This window comes from Pseudomonas sp. NPDC087336, from assembly GCF_044744285.1.
Classification (GTDB): Bacteria; Pseudomonadota; Gammaproteobacteria; order Pseudomonadales; family Pseudomonadaceae; genus Aquipseudomonas.
Genome location: NZ_JBIUYA010000006.1, coordinates 1 through 23,352 on the forward strand (window position 1 = coordinate 1; position 23,352 = coordinate 23,352).

Annotated in this window: 24 protein-coding genes; 8 read left to right on the plus strand and 16 right to left on the minus strand. The window is 58.0% G+C overall.

All coding sequences use genetic code 11. From position 1 onward, the window contains the following. The first annotated feature begins 337 nt into the window (after nucleotides 1-337). On the plus strand, nucleotides 338-526 hold the full coding sequence (locus ACIO0C_RS07520) for a BPSL0761 family protein (protein WP_401310311.1): 189 nt from the start codon (nucleotides 338-340) through the stop codon (nucleotides 524-526). 257 nt (nucleotides 527-783) lie between these two features. Here the strand turns inward: ACIO0C_RS07520 and ACIO0C_RS07525 are convergent, their stop codons facing one another. The 7 genes from ACIO0C_RS07525 to ACIO0C_RS07555 are packed head-to-tail and all read right to left on the minus strand — an operon-like array spanning nucleotide 784 to nucleotide 7,923. Next, nucleotides 784-2,961: a malate synthase G gene (locus ACIO0C_RS07525; RefSeq protein WP_401309787.1), complete on the minus strand. Its 2,178-nt coding sequence runs from the start codon at nucleotides 2,959-2,961 to the stop codon at nucleotides 784-786. Nucleotides 2,962-2,972: 11 nt separating this feature from the next. Further along, the gene (locus ACIO0C_RS07530) at nucleotides 2,973-3,374 is read right to left on the minus strand and encodes a heme-binding protein (protein ID WP_401309790.1); all 402 of its coding nucleotides are present in this window, start codon (nucleotides 3,372-3,374) and stop codon (nucleotides 2,973-2,975) included. Next, nucleotides 3,371-4,603 carry a glycolate oxidase subunit GlcF gene (gene glcF, locus ACIO0C_RS07535; RefSeq protein ID WP_401309792.1) on the minus strand — a complete coding sequence of 411 codons (1,233 nt, stop codon included), beginning with the start codon at nucleotides 4,601-4,603 and terminating at the stop codon, nucleotides 3,371-3,373. The genes ACIO0C_RS07530 and glcF overlap by 4 nt, the downstream gene beginning before the upstream one ends. A gap of 2 nt (nucleotides 4,604-4,605) precedes the next feature. Further along, entirely contained in the window at nucleotides 4,606-5,664 is a 1,059-nt protein-coding gene (gene glcE, locus ACIO0C_RS07540) for a glycolate oxidase subunit GlcE (RefSeq protein ID WP_401309795.1), read from the minus strand. Further along, nucleotides 5,664-7,163: a glycolate oxidase subunit GlcD gene (gene glcD / locus ACIO0C_RS07545; protein WP_401309798.1), complete on the minus strand. Its 1,500-nt coding sequence runs from the start codon at nucleotides 7,161-7,163 to the stop codon at nucleotides 5,664-5,666. The genes glcE and glcD overlap by 1 nt, the downstream gene beginning before the upstream one ends. Continuing rightward, the gene (locus ACIO0C_RS07550; protein ID WP_401309801.1) at nucleotides 7,160-7,612 is read right to left on the minus strand and encodes a MaoC/PaaZ C-terminal domain-containing protein; all 453 of its coding nucleotides are present in this window, start codon (nucleotides 7,610-7,612) and stop codon (nucleotides 7,160-7,162) included. Before ACIO0C_RS07550 ends, glcD begins: the two co-directional genes overlap by 4 nt. Nucleotides 7,613-7,623: 11 nt before the next feature. Further along, entirely contained in the window at nucleotides 7,624-7,923 is a 300-nt protein-coding gene (locus ACIO0C_RS07555) for a hypothetical protein (protein WP_096511950.1), read from the minus strand. Between the two features lie 184 nt (nucleotides 7,924-8,107). On the opposite strand from ACIO0C_RS07555, the gene ACIO0C_RS07560 reads away from it, so the two are divergent. Genes ACIO0C_RS07560 through ACIO0C_RS07570 form a run of 3 tightly spaced genes read left to right on the plus strand, consistent with a single transcriptional unit; the run spans nucleotide 8,108 to nucleotide 10,872 of the window. Then, complete coding sequence (locus tag ACIO0C_RS07560) at nucleotides 8,108-8,857, plus strand: electron transfer flavoprotein subunit beta/FixA family protein (protein WP_401309804.1); 750 nt, start codon at nucleotides 8,108-8,110, stop codon at nucleotides 8,855-8,857. Next, complete coding sequence (locus tag ACIO0C_RS07565; protein WP_401309807.1) at nucleotides 8,858-9,787, plus strand: electron transfer flavoprotein subunit alpha/FixB family protein; 930 nt, start codon at nucleotides 8,858-8,860, stop codon at nucleotides 9,785-9,787. Between the two features lie 56 nt (nucleotides 9,788-9,843). Continuing rightward, nucleotides 9,844-10,872 carry an aldo/keto reductase gene (locus ACIO0C_RS07570; protein ID WP_401309809.1) on the plus strand — a complete coding sequence of 343 codons (1,029 nt, stop codon included), beginning with the start codon at nucleotides 9,844-9,846 and terminating at the stop codon, nucleotides 10,870-10,872. 41 nt (nucleotides 10,873-10,913) lie between these two features. Here ACIO0C_RS07570 and ACIO0C_RS07575 read toward each other — a convergent pair whose 3' ends face one another. Further along, nucleotides 10,914-12,239, minus strand: a complete 1,326-nt coding sequence (locus ACIO0C_RS07575; protein ID WP_401309812.1) for an amidohydrolase family protein — start codon at nucleotides 12,237-12,239, stop codon at nucleotides 10,914-10,916. Nucleotides 12,240-12,499: 260 nt separating this feature from the next. Here ACIO0C_RS07575 and ACIO0C_RS07580 point away from each other — a divergent pair, with 260 nt between their 5' ends. After that, nucleotides 12,500-13,354, plus strand: a complete 855-nt coding sequence (locus ACIO0C_RS07580) for a cache domain-containing protein (RefSeq protein ID WP_401309814.1) — start codon at nucleotides 12,500-12,502, stop codon at nucleotides 13,352-13,354. A gap of 50 nt (nucleotides 13,355-13,404) precedes the next feature. On the opposite strand, the gene ACIO0C_RS07585 is transcribed toward ACIO0C_RS07580, so the two are convergent. The 5 genes from ACIO0C_RS07585 to ACIO0C_RS07605 are packed head-to-tail and all read right to left on the minus strand — an operon-like array spanning nucleotide 13,405 to nucleotide 17,376. Beyond that, on the minus strand, nucleotides 13,405-14,667 hold the full coding sequence (locus ACIO0C_RS07585; RefSeq protein WP_401309817.1) for an NAD(P)/FAD-dependent oxidoreductase: 1,263 nt from the start codon (nucleotides 14,665-14,667) through the stop codon (nucleotides 13,405-13,407). 26 nt (nucleotides 14,668-14,693) lie between these two features. Further along, on the minus strand, nucleotides 14,694-14,861 hold the full coding sequence (locus ACIO0C_RS07590; RefSeq protein ID WP_401309820.1) for a rubredoxin: 168 nt from the start codon (nucleotides 14,859-14,861) through the stop codon (nucleotides 14,694-14,696). A 52-nt stretch (nucleotides 14,862-14,913) separates the two neighbouring features. After that, on the minus strand, nucleotides 14,914-15,933 hold the full coding sequence (locus ACIO0C_RS07595; RefSeq protein WP_401309822.1) for a zinc-binding dehydrogenase: 1,020 nt from the start codon (nucleotides 15,931-15,933) through the stop codon (nucleotides 14,914-14,916). A 22-nt stretch (nucleotides 15,934-15,955) separates the two neighbouring features. Continuing rightward, nucleotides 15,956-16,432, minus strand: coding sequence for a MaoC family dehydratase (locus tag ACIO0C_RS07600; RefSeq protein ID WP_401309825.1), 477 nt, complete (start codon nucleotides 16,430-16,432; stop codon nucleotides 15,956-15,958). 41 nt (nucleotides 16,433-16,473) lie between these two features. Next, on the minus strand, nucleotides 16,474-17,376 hold the full coding sequence (locus ACIO0C_RS07605) for an SDR family NAD(P)-dependent oxidoreductase (RefSeq protein WP_401309827.1): 903 nt from the start codon (nucleotides 17,374-17,376) through the stop codon (nucleotides 16,474-16,476). Nucleotides 17,377-17,694: 318 nt separating this feature from the next. On the opposite strand from ACIO0C_RS07605, the gene ACIO0C_RS07610 reads away from it, so the two are divergent. Further along, on the plus strand, nucleotides 17,695-18,441 hold the full coding sequence (locus ACIO0C_RS07610) for a TetR/AcrR family transcriptional regulator (RefSeq protein WP_401309830.1): 747 nt from the start codon (nucleotides 17,695-17,697) through the stop codon (nucleotides 18,439-18,441). Nucleotides 18,442-18,443: 2 nt separating this feature from the next. On the opposite strand, the gene ACIO0C_RS07615 is transcribed toward ACIO0C_RS07610, so the two are convergent. From ACIO0C_RS07615 to ACIO0C_RS07625, 3 genes are read right to left on the minus strand one after another with little or no spacing between them, the layout of a single operon-like run. Next, on the minus strand, nucleotides 18,444-19,295 hold the full coding sequence (locus ACIO0C_RS07615) for a hypothetical protein (protein WP_401309833.1): 852 nt from the start codon (nucleotides 19,293-19,295) through the stop codon (nucleotides 18,444-18,446). A 58-nt stretch (nucleotides 19,296-19,353) separates the two neighbouring features. Continuing rightward, nucleotides 19,354-20,154: an enoyl-CoA hydratase gene (locus ACIO0C_RS07620; RefSeq protein ID WP_096511940.1), complete on the minus strand. Its 801-nt coding sequence runs from the start codon at nucleotides 20,152-20,154 to the stop codon at nucleotides 19,354-19,356. 20 nt (nucleotides 20,155-20,174) lie between these two features. Continuing rightward, nucleotides 20,175-21,044: a MaoC/PaaZ C-terminal domain-containing protein gene (locus ACIO0C_RS07625; protein ID WP_401309836.1), complete on the minus strand. Its 870-nt coding sequence runs from the start codon at nucleotides 21,042-21,044 to the stop codon at nucleotides 20,175-20,177. A gap of 193 nt (nucleotides 21,045-21,237) precedes the next feature. On the opposite strand from ACIO0C_RS07625, the gene ACIO0C_RS07630 reads away from it, so the two are divergent. Together ACIO0C_RS07630 and ACIO0C_RS07635 are read left to right on the plus strand one after the other, a co-directional pair. Further along, on the plus strand, nucleotides 21,238-22,101 hold the full coding sequence (locus tag ACIO0C_RS07630) for an SDR family NAD(P)-dependent oxidoreductase (RefSeq protein WP_401309838.1): 864 nt from the start codon (nucleotides 21,238-21,240) through the stop codon (nucleotides 22,099-22,101). A 51-nt stretch (nucleotides 22,102-22,152) separates the two neighbouring features. Continuing rightward, entirely contained in the window at nucleotides 22,153-23,340 is a 1,188-nt protein-coding gene (locus ACIO0C_RS07635) for a thiolase C-terminal domain-containing protein (protein WP_401309841.1), read from the plus strand. Nucleotides 23,341-23,352 lie beyond the last annotated feature (12 nt).

The window sequence follows — 23,352 nt, forward strand, 5'->3', positions numbered from 1 at the left end:
TACGGCCTACGTGATTACAGCTGTACAGCAGGCTTATTGACAGGTGGACAACTGCAAATCAACAGGTTTGAGAATATAAGATTCTCAAACCTCATAGCGTTTTTGGCGTGCGGAGGCGCAATTGGCGGTACGCCGGGGAGGAGAGTGGTGGTGATTCACGAAATAGCACTTGCCGATCCGGGCGATTGCGTCGATGTGCAATCTGGTTTTCGGTGTAGGCTTGAAGTGTCTTACAGGGCAGAAAACTTTCGAAAGCCCTCAAGTTCAGGGCGGCTGGACCGTGCACGGTTCGTGCGAGGAGCAGAATATGACCATGCCGAGCTAGCACACACGAGCGCTGATTCAGACGCGAGATCTCTTGGTCGAGCTGGCGCAAGATTCCGCGCTGTCTGAGTCCATTCGCCGTCAGGCCCGTCAGCTGTTACGCCATTATCCCCATGCAGACGAGATACTAAGGGCAGGGCAGCTCGAAGAGCGACGGGTCGACCGGCTGACCGAGCCCTTCCTGAGCTCCAGTATCGATTAACCGTCTTGGCTAACCATGATCGGCCAAAAGTCGCTGATCCCGAACCACTGATTGGTAAGGGTTAAGCAGTTCTCTCCGATGCTTCCTGCCAAACACGTTTAACCTAAGTCGTAGTGAAATATTAAAACGACGCTGGTAATGTTTTGGTTACGTTCGTCAAACCATTAAGGGATGGAGACGAAAATAGAAGTCCTGGAGCCGCGAACCTCCAGGGCTTTGTTTTTCTCTTAAACTAGGTAAGGGAATTCGATCAGCATTTATTTCTGTTGTTTAAATACGGCACGGAAGCGATGCAGTAGGGGCTCAGTGTAACCACTTGGTTGGTGCCCCCCTTCAAACACAAGAGCACAAGCCGCCTGGAATGCTACCGAGCCTTCGAAGTCGGAAGCCATCGGTCGATACAGAGGGTCACCAGCATTTTGCTGATCCACCACATGCGCCATACGCTGCAGAATTTTCAGCGTCTGCTGTTGGTCGATCACACCATGGCGAAGCCAGTTGGCGATGTGCTGACTGGAGATCCGCAATGTGGCGCGGTCTTCCATCAGGCCGACATCATGGATATCCGGCACTTTTGAGCAACCCACGCCTTGCTCGACCCAGCGTACGACGTAGCCAAGCAGTCCCTGAACGTTGTTTTCCACCTCTTCGCGGATTTGCTCTGCCGTCCATTTGGCGTCGACAGCAACTGGCACGGTCAGCAAGCCATCGAGCAGGTCGTCGCGAACTGCTGCCAGGTCAATTCCCTCGAGCTGTTGTTGAATCGCCGCTACGTCGACCTTGTGGTAATGCAAGGCGTGCAAAGTCGCAGCGGTAGGGGATGGCACCCAAGCGGTGTTGGCGCCTGCCTTCGGGTGCGCGATTTTCTGCTCAACCATGGCAGCCATCAAGTCGGGCATGGCCCACATGCCTTTGCCGATCTGTGCTCGGCCGCGTAATCCGCAGTTCAAGCCGACCAGTACATTGTTGCGCTCATAGGCTTGTATCCAGGCGGTGCTTTTCATGTCGCCTTTGCGAAGCATTGCGCCAGCTTCCATGGCTGTATGTATTTCGTCGCCAGTGCGATCTAGAAAGCCCGTATTGATAAAGGCGACACGTGACGCAGCTGCAGCAATGCAGGCCTTGAGGTTGACGCTGGTACGGCGCTCCTCGTCCATGATGCCCATCTTCAGTGTGTGGCGCTCAAGCTGCAGCACGTCTTCGATACAGCTGAACAAGCGCTCGGCGAAGGCGACTTCGGCTGGCCCGTGCATTTTCGGTTTGACGATGTAGACGCTGCCGGTGCGCGAGTTGCCTTGGCGCTTTAGATCGTGCAAGGCGATCAGGCTGGTGACCATGCCGTCGAGAATGCCTTCGGGAATTTCCCGGTTATTGCCATAGAGCACGGCCGGGTTGGTCATCAAGTGTCCGACGTTGCGAATGAGCAGCAGGGCGCGGCCGTGCAGTTTGAAGGCCGCGCCATCGATGCCGGTGTATTCGCGGTCCGTGTTGAGCCGACGGGTCACGGTTTTGCCGTTCTTCTCCAGCGTCTCCGACAGATCGCCCTTCATCAGCCCCAGCCAGTTGCGATATACCCGTACCTTGTCGTCCGCATCGACTGCAGCGACGGAGTCTTCGCAGTCGATGATGGTCGACAATGCAGATTCGATCAGCAGGTCTTTCACCGAAGCGGCGTCGCTGCGACCGATCTGACTGCCCGGATCGATCTGGATCTCGATATGCAAGCCATTGTTGCGCAGAACGATGGCCGTCGGTGCGGTGGCCGTACCTTGGTAACCCACCAATTTTTCGGGCTGACGTAGCGTGGTGTGCTGATCGCCTTTGAGTATGACAGCCAAAGCACCACCTAAGATGCGGTACGAAGTGGCGTCGGCGTGTGAACCTGATTGCAATGGCAAGGCTTCATCTAGGAAGGCTTTAGCAAAGGCCACCACTTTGGCGCCACGCACCGGGTTGTATTCCATGCCGGATTCGGCACCTTTGTCGCTGCTGATCACGTCACTGCCGTACAGGGCGTCATACAAGGAGCCCCAACGCGCATTGGCTGCGTTCAAGGCGTACCGTGCGTTGATGGCGGGCACGACCAGCTGCGGCCCTGCCTGTTGGCTGATTTCGCGATCAACTTTGGTGGTGCTGGCCTGTACTTGCGCAGGTTGTGGTTGCAGGTAGCCGATTGAGGACAGGAACGCGCGATACGCCGGCATATCGGTGATGGGGCCTGGATTGGCTTTATGCCAGATGTCCAATTCCAGCTGCAAACGTTCGCGGTCGGCCAACAAAGCCCGGTTGGTCGGCGCCAATTCCTGGACCAGATCGGAGAACCCGCTCCAGAAGGTTTGGACGTCAATGCCTGTGCCGGGCAGGACTTCTTCATCGATAAATGCCTGCAGGACAGGTGCGACTTGCAGGCCATGAAGTTTTGCGTAATCAGTCATCTATTCTTCTCTCAATTCAAGGCGCGGGCGCCGGCCGCGGCAATCTGTGCGTCCTGAACGGCCTTGACGCCGGAAACACCCACTGCGCCCACTACTTGACCTTCGATAACAATGGGTACGCCACCTTCGAGAGACGTCACCAAGGGCGCCGAGAGGAATGCACTGCGCCCCCCGTTGACCATCTCCTCGTAGCCTTTGGAATCGCGTCGGCCGAGGGCCGAAGTCCGGGCCTTTTCCGTGGCGATGTAGGCACCGATAGGCGCGCAACCGTCCAGGCGCTCAAGGGCCAACGGATGACCGCCATCATCCACTACGGCAATGCAGACATTCCATTGGTTGAGCTGGGCTTCGCTGCGCGCGGCAGCGAGGATCAGGCCGACTTCGTTCTGGCTCAATACGGCTTTGCTGTTCATGGGTTTTCCTGTGAGTGAATGGCATCTTCCACCACTTCGATCCAGTGCCGTACCGGGGTGCGGCCGGCACTGTCGAGGTGGGTTTGGCAACCGATGTTGGCGGTGGCAATGACGGCGGGTGAATCGCTTTCCAGCGCCTTGATCTTGTTGTCGCGCAGCTGACGCGAAAGCGCTGGTTGGGTGATTGAATAGGTGCCGGCAGAGCCACAGCAAAGATGGCTGTCAGGCACAGCGGTGAGATGAAATCCCAGGCGAGTCAGCACACTCTCGACCGCGCCGCCGAGCTTGAGGGCATGTTGCAGTGTGCACGGGCAATGGAAGGCCAGGCGTTGCTCGCTGCGAGCGCCAAGTTGTTCCAAAGGCTCCGCTTGCAGGACCTCGACCAGATCCTTGCTCATGGCACTGATCCGGGCAGCCTTCTGGGCATACGCCGGGTCATGTCTGAGCAGATGGCCATACTCCTTGACGAAAGCACCGCAGCCGCTGGCGGTTTGCACGATTGCTTCGGCCCCGCTCTCGATGGCCGGCCACCAGGCGTCGATATTGCGCCGGGCTCGCTCCAGCCCCGCTTGCTGGGCGTCGAGGTGGTAGTCAACCGCGCCGCAGCATCCAGCCTGGCTGATTGGCGTGATGCTGATGCCCACGCGATCCAGCACCCGCGCGGTGGCAGCATTGGTGTTCGGGGACAAGCTTGGCTGCACGCAGCCTTCGAGCATCAGCATTTTTCTTGCAAGCTTTCGCGTCGGCCTGGGCTTCGCTTGGGTAATGTGCCGCGGCAGTTTCAGTCTTACGGTTTGCGGCAGTATGGGGCGCAAGCTTTTGCCGATTTTCAGTAAGGGCTTGAACAGCAGTGGGTTGGGCAACAAAGCCCGCAAGCCCTGGCGCAACATGCGCTGACCCGTGCTGCGCGGAACTGCCTGATCGACCACGGCACGACCAATGTCCAGCAAGTTGTGATAGTTCACGCCGGATGGGCAGGTGGTTTCGCAGTTTCTGCATGACAGGCAACGGTCCAGATGTTGTTGCGTCTTGGCCGTGACTTCGTTACCTTCCAGCACTTGCTTGATCAGGTAGATGCGCCCGCGCGGGCCATCCAGTTCATCACCCAACAGTTGGTAGGTCGGGCAGGTGGCATTGCAGAAACCGCAATGTACGCAACTGCGCAAGATGCTTTCGGCTTCTTCGGCGCGCTCCAGGCGCTGGGCTTTTTCGCTCAAGGTGGTTTGCATGATCAGATCTCTGCGTACATTCGGCCTGGATTGAAAATCCCTTGTGGGTCCAGTTGTGACTTGAGCGATTGCTGGTAGCGCAGCAGCGGTGCCGCCAGTGGCTGGAAGGGCTGCTCGGCATTTGTATGGCAGGTGGCATGTCCTCCAGCTTGCCTGGCAATGGCGCGGATGGTCTCGGCTGCGGCGCTGGATTTCAGCCAGCGCTGGGCACCGCCCCAATCGATCAATTGCTCGCCTGGCATGCACAATGGGCCGATGTGGGTCGGCAGTGACAGGCGCCAAAGCGGGCGGTCATCGGCAAAAAATGCCAGGCGCTGGGCATTCAGTTCGCTCCAGTAACCGGCGTCGAGCAGTTCGCCGCCCAAACGATCATGCGCTGCCGTTACCGAGCCTTCGCCGCCCTCCAGACGCAGATTCAAACGTTGTCCGTCATGACTGGCCGCGCTGATGGGGATGGGTTGTTGCCCCCACTCCGCCAGTTTCAGCAGGGCCTGCTCGGTGCTCATTTCCAGGGTGATGCTGAGGCTATGTCGCGGCTTTGGCAGGACCTTGAGGGACACTTCGGTCAGCAGCCCCAGGCAGCCAAAACTGCCTGCCATCAAGCGGGACAAGTCGTAGCCCGCCACGTTCTTCATCACTTCGCCACCAAAGCGCAGATGCTTGCCATGACCGGTAATGACGCGGGTTCCCAGCACGTAGTCGCGAACCGAGCCGGCCCACGGTCTGCGCGGCCCCGACAGGCCGGCGGCAACCAGGCCACCCAGGGTGGCACCGTCATCGCTGTGGGGTGGTTCGCACGGCAGCATTTGCCCGGCGGCGTCCAGCGTTGCGTTCAATTCGGCCAACGGCGTGCCGGCGCGTGCCGTGATCACCAATTCCGTAGGGTCGTAGGTCACAATGCCGCGATGCGCACGGGTATCGAGCAGTTGACCGCGCACCTCGCGACCCAGATGAGCCTTGCTGTTACCGCCCTGAATGCGCAATGAAACATGGCTGCGCAGGGCATGCTCAACCTGTTGCAAGAGCTCTGCGCTAGCGTCGTTGGAATGTTGGCCAGGCATTAGAAGCGCTCCAGTTCAGGAAAGGGCAACCGCCCCATGTGCACATGCATGGCGCCGAACTCGGCGCATCGATGCAGGGTGGGAATGTTCTTGCCGGGGTTGAGCAGGCCGCTGGGGTCGAAGGCCGCCTTGACCGCGTGGAACAAAGTCAATTCGTCACTGCTGAACTGGGCGCACATCTGGTTGATTTTCTCCCGGCCCACACCGTGTTCGCCGGTGATGCTGCCACCGACCTTCACGCACAACTCGAGGATCTTGCCGCCCAGGGCTTCGGCGCGATCCAGTTCTCCAGGGGTATTGGCATCGAACAGAATCAGCGGATGCATGTTGCCGTCGCCGGCGTGGAACACGTTGGCGACGCGCAGGTTGTATTCGGCGGACAACTCGGCGATTGCTCGTAAAACACCGGGCAGTTCGCGGCGCGGGATGGTGCCATCCATGCAGTAGTAATCCGGCGAGAGGCGCCCGACAGCGGGAAAGGCATTCTTGCGTCCGGCCCAAAAGCGCACGCGTTCGGCTTCGTCTTTGGCCTGGCGCACTTCGGTGGCACCGGCTCGCTCCAGCACCTGTCGGACACGCTCGCAGTCGTCGTCGACATCGGCTTCGACGCCGTCAAGTTCGCACAGCAGGATGGCTTCGGCGTCGACTGGATAACCCGCGTGGATGAAGTCCTCGGCGGCGCGGATCGCCAGGTTATCCATCATCTCAAGGCCACCGGGGATGATGCCGGCGGCAATGATATCGCCGACGGCACGTCCGGCTTTTTCAACGGAGTCGAATGCCGCCAGCAGCACCTTGGCTGATTGTGGTTTGGGTAGCAGCTTGACGGTCACCTCGGTGATCACCCCGAGCATGCCTTCGGAGCCGGTGAACAGTGCCAGCAGATCAAAACCTGGCGAGTCGAGGGCATCGCAGCCCAGGGTCAGGCGTTCGCCGTCCACCGTGACCATTTCCACTTTCAGCAGGTTGTGCACGGTCAGGCCATATTTCAGGCAGTGCACACCGCCAGCGTTTTCCGCGACGTTGCCGCCAATGGAACAGGCAATTTGCGAGGAAGGGTCTGGGGCGTAATACAAACCATGCGGGGCGGCAGCTTGAGAGATCGCCAGGTTGCGCACTCCCGGTTGTACGCGGGCAAACCGCCCGGCAGGATCGATGTCGAGAATTTTGTTGAAGCGCGCCATCACTAAAAGCACGCCTTTTTCCAGTGGCAGTGCACCGCCCGACAGGCCTGTGCCGGCTCCGCGAGGTACCACCGGAACACGCTGCTGATGGCAGATCTTCAGCAGTTTTTCGACCTGCTCGATTTCGCGAGGCAACACCACTAGCATGGGTGTGGTGCGGTAGGCGGATAAACCGTCGCACTCGTATGGTTTGAGTTCTTCAAGGCTGTGAAGGATTTCCAGGTCGGGTATTTGCTCACGCAATGCCTGCAAAAGCGCGTGTTTATCGGTGGCGGGGAGAACCCCATCAACGCGTTCGTCGTAAAGGATATTCATATTGGGGCAGACAACCCTTTCTTATTGTTGTGACCGGCCAACGACGAAACAACCCCGCAGGCTTCGGCGTCCATTACTGTCATTCCCGCTTCGTTGGTCATCGTGATTTTGGCGATTGCACGGCCTTGATTGCCCAAAGTCTTGATGACCCAGTGGCAGGTGATCATGTCCCCGGTATAGGCCGGCTGCGTGAAGTGGAAGGTGATGCGGTCACCTACCCAGCCAATTTTCCTGCCGATTTCGGTGACCAGGCTGGCCGTCAACAACTCATGGGAAACACGTGCTTTAAAAACAGCGGCCTCGACACAACACGCATCGAAAAATGCAGGTTGATAGTCCCGAGAAATTCTCGTGAAAAGCTGGATGTCTTCAAGGTTAAAGCGGCGGGAAGCTGTGAAGCTGTCCCCAGCCTGAAGCTCCTCCGAGGCACGCTGTCTGAAGCGAGGCATTGGAAAATCCCTTACATGAGTTCGGCATCGTCCGGCGATTGCTCCAGCATCTCGCTGGCCCGTTGCTTTCCAATGATTGGGCAGTAGATTTCGCCAGAGATAATTGCCTGGAGATAACTCTTTTTCAGCTTCATGGCTTTCGTTTCACTCGAAACCTTATTGGCAAACAGGTCGACCAGCACAGCCTCTTCAAATGCTGGTGGGTTCTGAAGCAGCTCAATCAGGCCATTTGTTTGCTCTGCATTCAGGAATCTCGGTGCCATGCCTGCTTTTTCACAGGCCATCAAATATTGTTGATAGGCGTAAAGCATGGGGTGTACCTCCAGGATTCAGTCGAAGGGTGACGTTCATACTATAGCTGGCTTTTTATCAAAAAAATAACAAAAAGTCAGTTATTGGCGCCTTGGATGTTGACATTTTTTCAGGCGGGAACAAGAGTGGAGTGGCAGGTCATTTCGGCCTTTTTTTCCTGTTATCGCCAAATAGAGAATGCACATGAAAATCCTGGTCCCTCTCAAACGGGTGGTCGATTACAACGTCAAGGTTCGAGTCAAGGCGGACAATTCCGGCGTCGACCTCGCCAACGTCAAGATGTCGATGAACCCGTTCTGCGAAATCGCAGTGGAAGAAGCCGTACGCCTGAAAGAGAAGGGCGTCGCGACTGAAGTCGTCGTCGTTTCCGTAGGCCCGTCCACCGCTCAGGAGCAGCTGCGCACCGCGCTGGCTCTGGGTGCCGACCGCGCAATCCTCGTTGAATCCGCCGAAGACCTGACGTCCCTGGCCGTTGCGAAACTGTTGAAAGCCGTTGTCGACAAGGAACAGCCCCGGCTGGTGATCCTTGGCAAGCAGGCCATCGACAGCGACAACAATCAGACTGGCCAGATGCTTGCTGCATTGAGCGGCTACGGTCAGGGCACGTTCGCCTCGAAAGTCGAAATCAGCGGCGACAGCGTTGCCGTGACTCGCGAAATCGACGGCGGCGCGCAGACGGTTTCCCTGAAACTGCCGGCCATTGTCACCACCGACCTGCGTTTGAACGAGCCGCGTTATGCGTCCCTGCCAAACATCATGAAAGCCAAGAAGAAGCCTCTCGAGACGCTGACTCCGGACGCTTTGGGCGTTTCCACCGCCTCCACCAACAAGACCGTGAAAGTCGAAGCGCCTGCTGCACGCAGCGCGGGTATCAAGGTCAAGTCGGTGGCTGAACTGGTCGAGAAACTGAAAAACGAAGCGAAGGTAATCTAAATGACTATCTTGGTTATTGCTGAACACGACAACAAAGTGCTGGCCCCGGCCACGCTGAACACTGTGGCTGCTGCTGCCAAAATCGGCGGCGATATCCACGTTCTGGTTGCAGGCCAGGGCGCTGGCGCCGTGGCTGAAGCCGCGGCGAAAATCGCTGGCGTGAGCAAAGTCCTGAACGCTGATAACGCCGCTTACGCGCATCAGCTGCCGGAAAACGTTGCTCCACTGGTCGCCGAGCTTGGCAAGGGTTACAGCCACATCCTGGCTGCCGCCACTTCCAACGGCAAAAACATCCTGCCGCGCGTTGCCGCTGCACTGGACGTTGACCAGATCTCCGAGATCATCTCGGTAGAAAGCGCCGACACCTTCAAGCGTCCGATCTACGCCGGTAACGCCATCGCTACCGTTCAATCGAACGCTGCAGTGAAAGTGATCACCGTGCGTGCCACCGGTTTCGACCCGGTTGCCGCTGAAGGCGGTTCGGCTTCGGTTGAATCCGTTGCTGCTGCTCACGATGCTGCAATCTCCAGCTTCGTTGGCGAAGAACTGGCCAAGTCCGATCGTCCGGAACTGACCGCTGCCAAAATCGTCGTTTCCGGCGGCCGCGGCATGCAGAACGGCGACAACTTCAAACACCTGTACGCCCTGGCCGACAAGCTGGGCGCTGCCGTCGGTGCTTCCCGCGCCGCGGTCGACGCAGGTTTCGTACCCAACGACATGCAGGTCGGCCAGACCGGCAAGATCGTTGCGCCTCAGCTGTACATCGCCGTCGGTATCTCCGGCGCGATCCAGCACCTGGCCGGCATGAAAGACTCCAAAGTGATCGTTGCGATCAACAAGGACGAAGAAGCGCCGATCTTCCAGGTGGCCGATTACGGTCTGGTGGCGGATCTGTTCGAAGCTGTACCGGAATTTGAACAGCTGGTCTGATCCACTTGCAGCGAGGCGGGCGTCAGCTCGCCCTGCTGACCGTTGAAGGAGGCATCATGCGTTACAAGCTTTTGGGAAGATCCGGCCTGCGGGTATCGGAGCTGTGCCTGGGTACCATGACATTCGGCAACCAAGGATGGGGCACGGAGGAAGCCGAAGCGGCGAGGCTTTATTCGCACTATCGCGATCAAGGCGGCAACTTCCTTGATACCGCCAATGAAATCTATGCAGGCGGTGCCAGCGAAGAGATGCTGGGGCGATTGTTGCAGGGCCATCGCGATCAAATGGTGGTAACCACCAAATATTCCCTGGCACTTCCGGGTGGCCAGGACATCAACGCCGGCGGCAATCATCGTAAAAGCCTGAACCGCTCGGTCGAAGCAAGCTTGCGACGCCTGGGTACCGACTATATCGATTTGCTCTGGGTTCACGCTTGGGACGCATTGACGCCGATCGAGGAAATGCTGCGAGCTCTGGATGACCTGGTCAGACAGGGCAAGGTGCTTTACCTCGGCATTTCCAACACCCCCGCCTGGGTTGTGGCTAAATGCAATACATTGGCGCGTGCCAACGGCTGGACACCCTTTATCGCCATGCAGGCCGAGTACAACTTGCTCGAGCGTTCGATCGAACATGAAGTGTTGCCGATGTGCCGCAGCGAAGGGCTGAGTCTGGCTGCCTGGTCTCCACTGGCGAGCGGGATCCTGAGCGGCAAGTACAGCACCGAAGTAGCAGGGGGTGAGAGAAAGCGCCTGGATGTCGCGGCAATGAAATCACTGGACGAGCGGGGGCTGGTCATGGCTGACGCAGTAGGCAAAGTCGCCAAGCAAATTGGCAGGACTCCTGCGCAAGTTGCTTTGAACTGGTTGCGTGCGCAGGCAGGAGTCATACCGCTGCTGGGCGTGAGGACCCATGCTCAGTTAGTGGACAATATGGGGTGTCTTGAGTTTGATCTGGACTCGGCGTATCTGGCCGAACTGGGTGCGTCAGGCAAGCCGGCTGCCCATTACCCTTACGATTATTTGAACAAGTATCAGAACCTGATCAACGCAGGTTTTCATTCGCGGATCGATGTCGATCGTTAAGTTGGATGCCCCCTCACGGCTAAGCCGTGAGGGGGGTTGTTTTACGCTTCGATCTTGCCGTCTTCCTTGGATACCTGGGTGAACATCTTGATGATGTCGCCCGAGGTCACGCAGCGACGGGTTTCGCCTTCAGCCAGCGGCGCCGGGCCACCGAACGATTGCGGGCGGGTATCAATGTGGGTGGCCTGAGCGCGCAGCGCGCCTGCCGTGCAGTTTTTGCGGCCTCCCATCAGGCTGAACGCATCGAAGTTGTAGAGACGCATGGCGTTGCCATGGGTGATCTTGTCGATGGTGCTGGCCGGCAGGTGGGAGACTGTTTCGATCAGGCGATCGGGGCACTCCGGCCATACGGTATCGGAGTGCGGGTAATCGCACTCGTAGGCAACGTTGTCTTCGCCGATGTCTTCGAGGTTTTTCAGGCCGAACTTGTCATCGATAAAGCACGTGAGGAAATGCTCGCGGAACACATCGCTTGGCTTCTTGCCACCGAAATCGGCATAGGTCCAGGCGCGGTGGTGGTCGTGCACGAAGTCTGCGCGCTCCAGGAAATACGGAATCCAGCCAATGCCGCCTTCGGACAAGGCTATCTTCAGGTCTGGATAATGCTGCAAGGCCTTGAGGTGGAGCCAGTCGGCCGCCGAATTGACGATGGAAATCGGCATGGTGATGATCCATGCGTCGATCGGAGTGTTCATCGAGGCATGCGGTGCCTGGGCGCCGGAACCGATATGAATGTTGATGACGACCTTGTTTTCCGCACAGACCTTCCACAGCGGCTCCCAGTGGGCGTCGTGCAGGCTCGGCTGGCCTTTGAGGGACGGGTTGTCGGTGAAGCTGATGGCGTGGCAGCCCTTGGCAACCACACGCTTGATTTCCTCGACGGTAGCGTTGATGTCCCAGTACGGAACAATGGCATTGGGAATGTTGCGTCCCGGGAAGCTGCCGCACCATTCGTCGATATGCCAGTCGTTGTAGGCCTTGAGCAGGGTCAATGCGTTTTTCTTGTTATCGAACTGGTGGAACAGACTGCCATCGAAGGTCACGACGCTAGGGAAGTTCAACGAAGCCAGCAGGCCGTTGGCGTTCATGTCATCGATGCGCGCCTTGATATCCCATGCGCCTCTGCGCATTTGCTCGAATGAAATGGGCTCGCAGCCATATTCTTCGCGGTTGCGCCCGACCACGGCATTCAATCCGATATTGCCAGCGCGACGCCCTTCGAAGAGCCAGTAGTCCGCACCATTCTTGTCTTTGAGCACTTTGGGAGCGAAGGCTTTTTGCTCCACGGTCAGGTGCTGATCGAACATGGTGGGAGGCTCTACGATGTGGTCGTCAACGCTAATCAGGATCAAGTCATCGACTTTCATTGGCTGCTGTCTCCATTTCGTACGCTGCCGCTGGCTAGGCAGGGCCAGCATCACGGGCTGCTTCAGGTTTTTGTTTTTAGCTGGGAGAACATTAAGGCTTTTACCGTGTCTCGGCAAGTAATAACCGACACATTGTCAGTTAATGGGCTGATTGGTGACAGGCTGTACCACCTTGCGCCATGTAAATTGCATGGTAATTCAGAGCAAATGATACTATGTCAGTTAATTTGTAGCTTTATCTAACGGCGTAGGTGCAGTGCATGAAACGGTTTCAAGGGGCGGGCAGGCGGGTGGCGTGCTGGATATTTTTGCTGATCTCCGTTCAGGCCGGGGCCGCAGCGCCTCAGGACGATGGTCAGGGGGCAAGGGCTCTGCTTGAGCGTGCCGTTCTTTATTATCAGGAGCACCACGAAAGTGCCATGGCGGCTTTCAGTCGTCAGGGGGATTTTGTGGATAACAACTGTTATGTGTTGGTGCTCAATACCAGTGGCGTAATGCTGGCAAGTGGCGGTCCCTCCAGTTACCTGATCGGGAAGAACGTCGGTGAGGTCTTGCCAAAAGAATTGAAGACGGCTTTCTCCGAGGCCCTGAGGACCGAGTCAGACCAGGGCGTGCGCAAGGCCCAATACCACTGGAAAAGCTGGAGTGGCGATCGCGACGAGAACAAGGTCGTCTACTACCGTCGCGTCGATGACAAAATCTTCGCCGTGGGCTACTTCATTTCACGGGAGTCTGCGGAAAATGCCCGGTTGATGCTCGACAAGGTTGCCGATGCCATCGCATCCAACCCTGCTTCGACGCTGGATGCCATCAATCAAGCGAACCCGGCGTTTCGTCAGGATGATCTGTACCCTTACGTGATTGATCTGAACAGTCGGCGCTTTGTGGCTCATGGCCTCAACAAGCGGATGCTGGGCGTGGATTTCAGTACCCTCAAGGACTACCATGGCCAGCCACTAGGGGCGCCGATTCTGCGTATTTCCCAACGCAAGGGCACCGGAGAGTATCAATACCTCTGGATGAATCCGTTGACCAACCGGATCGAGATCAAGCATGCGTTTTTCCGCCGGGTAGGTGCTTACCTGGTCGCTGTCGGTTATTACCAGGACCAGTAGCAACACGTAGAAGGGCGGCGCCGGATACCCGGCGCTGCGGCCTGCATCAGTCAGGCGGGGGTAGTGGTTTGAGCGAGGATGTCCTTGAGTGACATTGAATCATCGACAAGGCTTTGGATGTCGGGTTTGTGTTGTCCTTGAACGAGCTTCTTGATCAAGGCAAATTCCAATTGGCGATTGATGCAGTCTGCAGCAATCACCATGCCCTCGCGCAGGTAGAACACGACAAACGAACGCAAAGCCGGCGAGCCGCGCAGGCAGGTCTGGTCGTGACCCTGTGACAAGCCGACAGTTTGCAGTTTCAGGTCGTACTGATCGGACCAGAACCAAGGTACGGAACGATAGGGCGAGGGCTTGGCGCAGATCGCCAGTGCCGCCGTCCGCGCCTGTTCTATGGCGTTGGGAATAGACTCCAGGCGCAGCCGGCGACCGTAGAGCTCGCTTGGATGACTGCAGCAATCACCAATGGCGTGAATGAATGGGTCGCTGGTGTGAGTGTTTTCATCGACCACAATGCCATTGTCGATTTCAAGTCCTGCTTGCTCGGCCAGCTCGGTATTGGCAATGGCACCGATACCGACCAATACCAGGTCGGCCGGGAACACACTGCCATCGCTGAGTTGAACCGATTCAACCCGTTCACCCGTAATATCGAGATTCAAACGATCGAGCTTGGCAATGAGATGCAGTTTTGCCCCTTCAGCCTGATGAACGTGCTGATAGAAGCTGGAGACATCCGGAGCTGTTACACGTGCCAGAAGCCGGTTCATGCTTTCTATCAAACTGACCTTGAGCCCTCGCTTGAGGGCCACGGCGGCGACTTCCAGGCCAATGTAACCTCCACCAATGATGACCAGGCGTTTACCTTCGAGCATTTGTTCGCGCATCTGCTGCGCATGAGCGAGGGTGCGCAAATAATGCAGGTTCGCCAGAGGGCGCTCCGGGGCCAGGTCGGCAAGATGTCTTGGCCGGCTACCGGTGGCGAGAATCAAATGGCTGTAGCCCAGGCTGCTGCCATCGGACAATTGAATGGTCTTTTGCGCAGCGTTCAGGCCCACCACCTGAACGCCGAGACGCGTCTCGATGTTGGCCTTTTCATACGCATCGGCGGGACGAATGAGCAAAGCCTGATCATCGACCGTACCCGCCAGGAAGCCTTTGGACAGGGGAGGGCGCTGATAAGGCAGGCTGACTTCATTGCCAATCAGTACGACGCGTCCGGTGTAACCGTTCTGGCGCAGCGAAAAGGCAGCTTCGCAGCCGGCATGGCCGCTGCCGACAATCAGTGTGCAGCTGGATTGAGGTTGGCTCATTTACAGTCTCCCGGCGACTGGCTGTTTCAGGCGATTTCCAGCATGGTGAAGTCTTCTTTAGTGGCGCCGCATTCCGGGCAAATCCACTCGTCGGAGACATCTTCCCAGCGCGTGCCGGCGGGAATGCCCTCGGCCGGCGAGCCGAGTGCTTCGTCGTAGATGTAACTGCAAAAAAAACACTGCCACTTTTTCATGATCGTCGTGCACCTTCTGAACGCGTGGAAATGGAGAGTCGTCGTTTAAGTGTCACGCCACCCTGACGACGACTTTGGCGGACAGTTCGGGGACCTGGGCCATGGCAAAGGCTTCGGCGAACTGAGCGAAATCGAACGAGTGGCTGAGCATTGGGGTGATATCGAGTTGTGAATCGCTGAGCATCTCGATGACTTCCGGAAATTCATCGGGATAGGAGAGGGAGCCGATCAGTACGAGCTCCTTGATCATCACCTGGATCATGTTCAGTTGAACCGGCTTCTTGTGCGTCGCCAGTACCACGATCCGTGATTTTTCCCCGGCCATGTCCACCATTTGCTCCAGCAGCGGGCCATGCCCGGCACAGTCGATGTACAACGAGGCGTCGACCACAGGTAGCCCGGTGAGCTTGGCGGTTCGCATACCCAGATATTCTTGGAGTGTTGACTGCAAATCCGCACGACCGGGGTTGATGACATGGTCCGCTCCCAGTTGACGGGCGCGCTCCAGTCGCTCGTCGGTCAAGTCCACGGCAACCACTTTGGACACTCCGCGGTACTTCAATGCGGCTATCACACCCAGGCCGATCGGGCCCGCACCAAAGACAACGGCACGGTCTTGAGTGTTAACGCCAGCCTGGTTCAGGCCATGCATACCCACGGCAATCGGCTCGGTCAGTACGGCGCGCTGGAAGTCCAGCGAGTCGGTCAAGGGAAACAGCGTTTCGCCCAGTCGTGCATTGCGCACCAGCAAGTACTCGGCAAAGCCGCCGTGGTCAGGGTCCCCGGTACCAATGCGGCTCGAGCCCTTCATGGGGTCTACCACCACTCGCAGGCCTGGCTGGATATCTTGTACATCACGGCCGACGGCGTGAATGGTGCCGACCAACTCATGCCCCAACGGTAGTGGCTGACCACCCGGTCGACCAATGTATCCGTCGCGGGCAAAGCCAAGGTCGCTGCCGCAGATGCCAAACATAGCGACCTTTACAATCACATCGAGCGGGCCGGCCTCAGGCATCGGCACGTCGACGATTCGCAGATCTTGAATGCCATACAAGCGTACTTGTTTCATCGGGTGGCCTCGTTGAGTGGGTTCAGCCGGCCAGATTGGCGCGACCCTTTACCAGGCGCAGCGGCGTATAGACCATCACTACAGTGCCGTCCTGTTTGACCACTTGATTGCGGGTGCGCACCAGCCCCATGCCAGGCTTGCCTTTGCTTGCCCTGGACTCAATGACTTCGACTTCAACGTGCAGAGTGTCGCCGGCAAAAGTCGGCCCTTTGATATCCAGCTCCGTGTGCAGAAAAGCCACGCCAACGCCTTGCAGGGCGGTCTGGAAGAGAAGCCCCTCCGCGAAGCAGAACACTTGCCCACCCGGTACCAGGCGGCCATTGAAGCCGGCCTCTTTGAGGAACTCGACGTTGGTGAACAACACTTCGAGCATCCCGGTCGCGGAAATAAAGTTGACAATGTCGGCCTCGGTCACGGTACGCCCGAGTGTTTTGAAAGTGCGCCCTACCGGGAGGTCTTCCCAGGGAAAGCCAATGCCAATGGTTTCGAGTTCGCTCATCTTGTTATCTCGTGTCTGATTGCAAAGTCGGGAACTAGGGATCAGATCGGATCCCAGGTCGTCAGCTCTGGTGATGGCGTGTTCGCATAAAAGGAGGTCTGCATGGCCGGTATCGCGTGTTCAGCGATGGTTTCTGCGGTCCAGCCCTCGCTGCGATGCACCGAGCGGATGACCCGCGATTGCGAGAACAGATAAATTTCGTTAGCGCGCACACCGAAGATCTGCCCGGAAACACCGGCCCCCGCGTCGCTCGCCAGGTACACGGCCAACGGGGCGATCTTGCGCGGCTCCATGAGTTTGAGTTTTTCCATGCGCGCAGCCGCTTCGGGGGTATCGGTCGGCACTGAAGCGGTCATGGCGGTCCAGGCCCAGGGGGCGATGCAGTTCGAGCGCACGTTGTAGCGCTTCATGTCCAGTGCGATGCTTTTGGAGAGCCCGACCACGGCCATTTTCGCTGCGGCGTAGTTGGCTTGTCCGGGGTTGCCGATCAGGCCACTGGTGGAGGTCATATGGATGTAGCTGCCGCTGGCCTGCTCCTTGAAATAGGGGGCGGCGGCACGGGCGACGTAGAACGAGCCATTGAGGTGCACGTCGACCACCGCTTGCCATTCCTCAAGGCTCATCTTGAAGAAGAAGCGGTCACGCACAATGCCGGCGTTGTTGATGACCGTATCGATTCGGCCGAACTGATCCAGCGCACATTCGACGATGCGGTGTGCGGAGTCCCACTCGGCTACGCTCTCAATGCTGGCCACGGCTTCACCACCCGCCTGGCGTATTTCATGGACGACGGCCTCGGCAGCGCTGCCGCCATCCGGGGTGCGACCCAGATCATTGACGACCACCCGCGCGCCCTCGGCGGCAAAAGCGAGGGCATATTCGCGGCCAATACCGCTACCGGCCCCGGTGATAACGACGACTTTGTCTTGAACCATGGATGACATGCCCGTCTCCTGCGTATTGAGTGCTGTTTCCGATAAGGTTTGCGTGTCTGTGTGGCATAGATATGTTATCACCAATAACTGGCATTATGTCAGTTATTGATTTCGCGCGGCAAGCGGTTGCTTCGCCCTTTATGCAGTGAATCGTTAGGGAAACAACTGTTGCGTGTGCGAGGTAGTTTCTATAGGTTTCACTAATAGCTGTTCGATTGTTGTTTTTTGAGTGCCAATTGGCGCTGACGAACCGGTTGATGCAGTATTTTTTGTTTCCGGGTTAGCGATACCCGCATTTTTTCGATTTGATGGAGCGAGACTCAACCCATGGCAAACGACGTCACGATGAACAAGCAAGGCCAGACGCTCGGACGCAAAGGCTTGGAAACCCGGCAGCGGCTGATGTCCGCCACCCGCCGATTGCTCTATACGCACCCGCTGCCGGATATCACCGCAGTGGCGATTGCCAAGGCGGCGAGTACGTCATCGGCAAGCTTTTATATGTATTTCGATGATGTGCAGGATGTGCTGTATGCGCTGAGTCTTGATGCAGGCGAGGAGATGGCTGAAGTCGCGCGCTTGCTTGAAAAGCCTTGGGACCCTGCGCGTTACGAGGAGGAAGCGCTGCGTATTATCGAATCATTGAACATGGTCTGGAGCCGTCACCGCGAAGTACTGCGTTATCGGAACCTGGAAGCCGACCGTGGCGACCCTCGTTTCGAAGAGCTGCGTATGAACACCTATATCCCGTTCATCGAACGCTTTGCCAAGCTGATCCTGGCGGTCAACCCACCTTTGGGCGGGCGCAAAAAAGGCGACGCGTATGCCGAGGCCACGGTATTGCATGCGGCAATGGAGCGCCTGGCAGCGCTGGATCCGGTGGTCATGGAACGAGGGCTTGGTGCCAAGCGTGTCAATGCGGCCATTGCTCGAATCGTCGTGCAGACCCTGATCGGCCAGCCTTCCGACAGCGCCAGCATGAAAGCGACAGCGCTGGCCAAGCCCAAGCGTGGTGCTTCCAAAGCCACAGCTGAAGACGCTGTAGCTCCGGAGGAGACTGAAGCCCAGCCTTGATTTCAGGTTGGGTGGAACTCGATGAAGCCGTGGCTCAGCACCGGCGCATCGCGTTCGCAGGCGTGCATCTTGAACAGCGCAAAACCCGGGCGCACATGCCACAAGTCGATGCGCATGGTTTCACTTGTCAGCATCGGCCCGGCATAGCGCACGCCAATGGCGCGCAGGCGATCGGGTTCATTGTCGCAGGCCATTAGCAAAGCACCTCGCCCGGCCAAACCAAAACAGCCCAATCCGCGCAGCATGTATTGCTGCGTGTCCGCTTGCGCCTGCGCGGCGACCGCAATGTCGGCCGATAACCGGAACAAGGTGTCGGCGCCCTCGGGGGTACGGATTTCCAGCGTGCAATCAGGACGGCGATCAGGAATCGCTTCCGGGCGCTGTGAGGGTTGCGGCTGGCCGCCAAAACCGCCGTTACCACGCAATACCGTGGTCACTTCGATGCTCACCAGCGGATGACCCTGCTCATCGCTGAGCAGTTGCTCCTGCACCATCAAGGCACCTTTGTCCCCTCGATCGAACACGTCTTTGATCTTCTGGGTCAGCACCACACTTCCTTCTACCGGCAGAGGGCGATGCACACGCAGGCTCTCCTGGGCATGCACCATCTGCTGCCAGACGATCCCGCTGCGCGGATCTTGCTGCCAGAACTCACCATCAGCCAAGGCTACTGCGCTCATTGGCAGGCCGGTCAATGCCGGGTTGTCATCGATAAAGCGGCTATCGATTTCCCGCCAGCTGGGGTCGACGCCTGCACCGAAACCTTTGGCGAAGCGAATGCTGTCCGCTCTGCTGTAGGTGCGAGTGGAGGCCGCAAACTGCCAGTTCATTAGCGTTTGATAATCAAGGGACACTACGGTTACTCCAGACGATGACGCGGTTGGGCAGGCCCGCAGGCCTGCCCGTCGGGGCTCAGGATTGGGCTTTCTTGGCGGCTTCCAGCGAGGCGCGCATGCCGGCGGCGGCTACGGCGTAGTGCTCGTTGGTCGAGGTGCTGAGGATATGGGTGTCGAAGTGCGCCATGATCGAATTTCGGAAACCCATGATGTCAGCCGAACGATTGATCGAACGCTTGAGCATGCGCAAGCCAATGGGCGGTGCCTTGGCGATGTGCTCGGCCATGTTCATGGTGTATTGCTCAAGTTCCGCGCGTGGCACCACATGGTTGACCATGCCCCATTCCTTGGCTTCGGTTGCGCTGATTCTCTGCCCGGTGAACAGAAACTCCTTGGCTTTGCGAATGCCCATCACCCAAGGATGGACCAGTGTTTCCACCGAGGCCGCAGCCAGGCTATGGGCGACCGGGTCGCTGAAGAAGGCGTCGTCGGCAGCGATCATGATGTCGCACATGTTGGCGACCATGAAACCACCGGCGATGCAGGCACCTTGCACCTGAGCGATCGTTGGTTTTGGAAAGTCCCAGATGCGCAGGGCGTTGCCCAGGTAGTGTTCGCTTTCCCACAGCCAGTGCTGCTCGGGCGAGAATTCGCCGCGTTTTTCCATGCCATCCATCAAGTCGTGCCCGGCCGAAAAGTGCTTGCCTATGGCGCCAATGATAAGCACGCGGACATTGTCGTCCTTTTTCGCCAAATCCAGTGCGTGGTCGAGTTCGGCGAGCAAGTTTTCCGATTCGGCGTTGGCGTTGCCGGGCCGGTTATGACTGATGCGGGCCACGTGGCCGATGATTTCGTAGCTGATGTCTTGGTATTCCATGATGGTTTTCCTGTTGTCAGTCATGCGTCGAACTCAACGTAACCGTTGTTGAGGATGGTGATGTCGCGTTGTGTAGCAATCACTCTGAAAGAGGCCTGGCCAGGGCCTTCGCGCCAGGCTTCGATACGCAACGTTTCACCGGGATACATAGGTGCGGCGAAGCGCAGGTTCAGCACCCGCAGTCGAGCGGGGTCGTTGCCGCAAAGCAGCTTGATCAGTGCCCTGCCAGCCATTCCATAGCTGCTCATGCCGTGCAGGATCGGCTTGTCGAAACCGGCGAGGGCGGAAAAGGCCGGGTCGATGTGCAAGGGATTCAAATCTCCTGACAGGCGATAAATCACGGCCTGCTCAGGACGGCTTTCCAGCTCGATGCTCAAATCGCAAGGCCGGTCCGTAGGGATTGGATGTGGTTTGGGCTGGCCTTCGGCCGAGCCACCGAAGCCGCCGTTGCCACGCATGAAGGTCGACCACTTCGAAGTCGCCAGCAGTGTTTCGGTGCGCGCGCAGTAGATGCGCCGCGACATGTACATCACCGCACCCTTGTCAGCACCCTTGTCGAAAATTTCGTCGACCTGGTCGCGGCCGATCACTTCACCGTGAGCGGGAAGGGGCTGATGCAGGGTCAGGAACTGTTCGCCATGCAGGACCTTGCTCAGGTCAATTCCGGTTTCCGGATCGGCCAGCCAGGATGCGCCTCCGGCCAGGATGCTGGCCATGGTCGGCAACGCCTTCAAGCCAGGCTCGTAGACGTACTGCAGGTCTTCGGCGGCGAGAGGGTTGCAGGTAGCGGCACCGACACCCAATGCATAAAGGATGGTGTCGCGTTCGCTGTAGGTTTGTCTGGCCTCTGGAATGGGCCAGTTTTTTATACGTTGGTAATCGAGAGACACGTTTTATTCCTCGGCCAGGGTGGTTGCTGAGCTATAGCATTGCCTCTAAGATTAAAACTGTCAAATAGTCAGTTATGCGGTGTAGTATTCATGTGAGGCCGCTAAAAACAGGCCATTCGGCATAAATTAGTGACTGAGGTTCAGTTGGATGTCCGAGGCCTCGCTCATAACAAGAACGTTTTGGAGACAGACAATGGCTTTATTGAGTGGGAAAGTCGCAATCATCACCGGTGCCGGGCGCGGGTTGGGTGCTGCCTATGCAACGTTGCTGGCCGCCGAGGGCGCGGCCATTGTGGTCAATGACCTGGGACGCGACGAAAACGGTGCCTATATTGCCGAGGCGGTGGCTCAGGGGATTCGCGACAGCGGTGGCCAGGCAGTCGCCCACACCCAGGACATCTCCACCGTCGAAGGTGGCCAGACCTTGTGCGCAACCGCGCTGGAGCATTTTGGACGCGCCGATATCCTGATCAACAACGCCGGGATCCTTCGCGACAAATCGTTCCTCAAGTTGAGCGAAGCGGATTGGGATGCAGTCATCGCGGTCAACCTCAAGAGCATGTACGCCGTCACTCAACCGGTATTTGGCTGGATGAAGGAGAACGGTGGCGGGGTCATCGTCAACACCTCTTCCACGTCCGGGCTGGTTGGCAATTTTGGCCAGGCCAACTACGCAGCGTCCAAATGTGGTGCCTGGGGTTTCTCCAATGTGCTGGCGATCGAGGCTGCCAAATTCGGCGTGCGGGTCTGGACGCTCGCACCGGCCGCGGTTTCCGCGCTGACCGCGCCATTGATGGACGAAATCAGCAAGGCTCAGTTGGCGCCCGAGCATGTGGCCCAGGTGGTGCTTTACATGGTCAGTGAGCTATCCGGCCAGCGCACCGGGCATTGCCTGTTTGCTTCTGGCCAGAGCGTGCGAGAACTGAAGCTGGTGTCGGCTGAAGGCATTCGTGGTGGTGGCGTCGATCCGCAGTTCAGTGCCCAGCGTCTGGCCGCTGAAGAGGGCAAGGTTTTCCGTACGGAAACTGCTCTGACAATCATGGATTTCGCTCGTTAAGTAAGCACCGATCAACTCATCTCGGACGCGCATCGTCCTGTGGAGAGCAGCATGAGCAATAAAGTTCTGGTCGCCGGTGTTGGCATGGTCAAGTTCACCAAGCCCGGCAAGAGTGAAATGTATGACATCATGGGCGCGCAGGCGATTGCCAGTGCCCTCAAGGATGCCGGTATTGAATATGGTCAGGTACAGCAGGCGTATGCCGGTTTCGTTTCCGGTGACACCTGTTCCGGTCAGACGGCGCTTTACCACGCAGGCTTGACACAGATTCCGGTGATCAACGTCAACAACGCCTGTGCGAGTGGGTCTTCGGCCTTGTTTCTGGCGCGTCAGGCGGTCATGAGTGGCGTTGTCGATGTAGCCTTGGCCGTTGGCTTCGAACAAATGAATCCCGGTGCCCTGGCGGGCAGTGATGCCGCTGCCCGCACGCCGATCACCGTGCGTATCGATGAGGCCACTCGACGCATCCGTGGCTGGGACGAGCTGGCGCCCACTGGGCCTCAGTACTTCGGTGGGGCGGGTGCCGAGTACATGGAAAAATACAACGTGAGTGCCGAGCTGTTCGGTCGCGTCTCGGTCAAGGCTCGCAGCCATGCCGGGCGCAACCCTTACGCACTGTTCACTGACCCGTTGACCTTGGAACAGGTCATGGGTTCGCCGGCCATTTTTGGTCCATTGACGCGCCTGATGTGCTGTCCGCCGACCTGCGGCGCCGCCGCGACAGTGGTGGTGTCCGAAGCCTATGCACGCAAACATGGCCTGGCCAATTGCGTAGAAATCGCAGGCATGAGCCTGACCACCGACGGACCGCAAAGCTACGAGTCCGGCAGCATGATTCAAGTGGTCGGTGCCGGCATGACCTCGCGGGCTGCTCAGCAAGCCTATGCGCAAGCGGGTGTCGGGCCGCAGGATCTGGATCTGGTCGAGCTGCATGACTGCTTCTCATCAAATGAGATCATCAGTTACGAGGCGCTGGGCTTGTGCGCCGAAGGTGGCAGCGAACGCTTCGTTCTCGATGGCGACAACACCTATGGCGGCAAGGTGGTCACCAATCCATCCGGTGGATTGTTGTCCAAGGGGCATCCATTGGGGGCGACGGGCCTGGCGCAGATCGCTGAAGTGTCCTGGCATTTGCGCGGGTTGGCGGGTGATCGCCAAGTACCTGACGCACGACTGGGGCTGCAGCATAACGTCGGGTTGGGCGGCGCCTGCGTCGTCACCATTCTGAAAAAGATCTGATCTGCAGCGCTC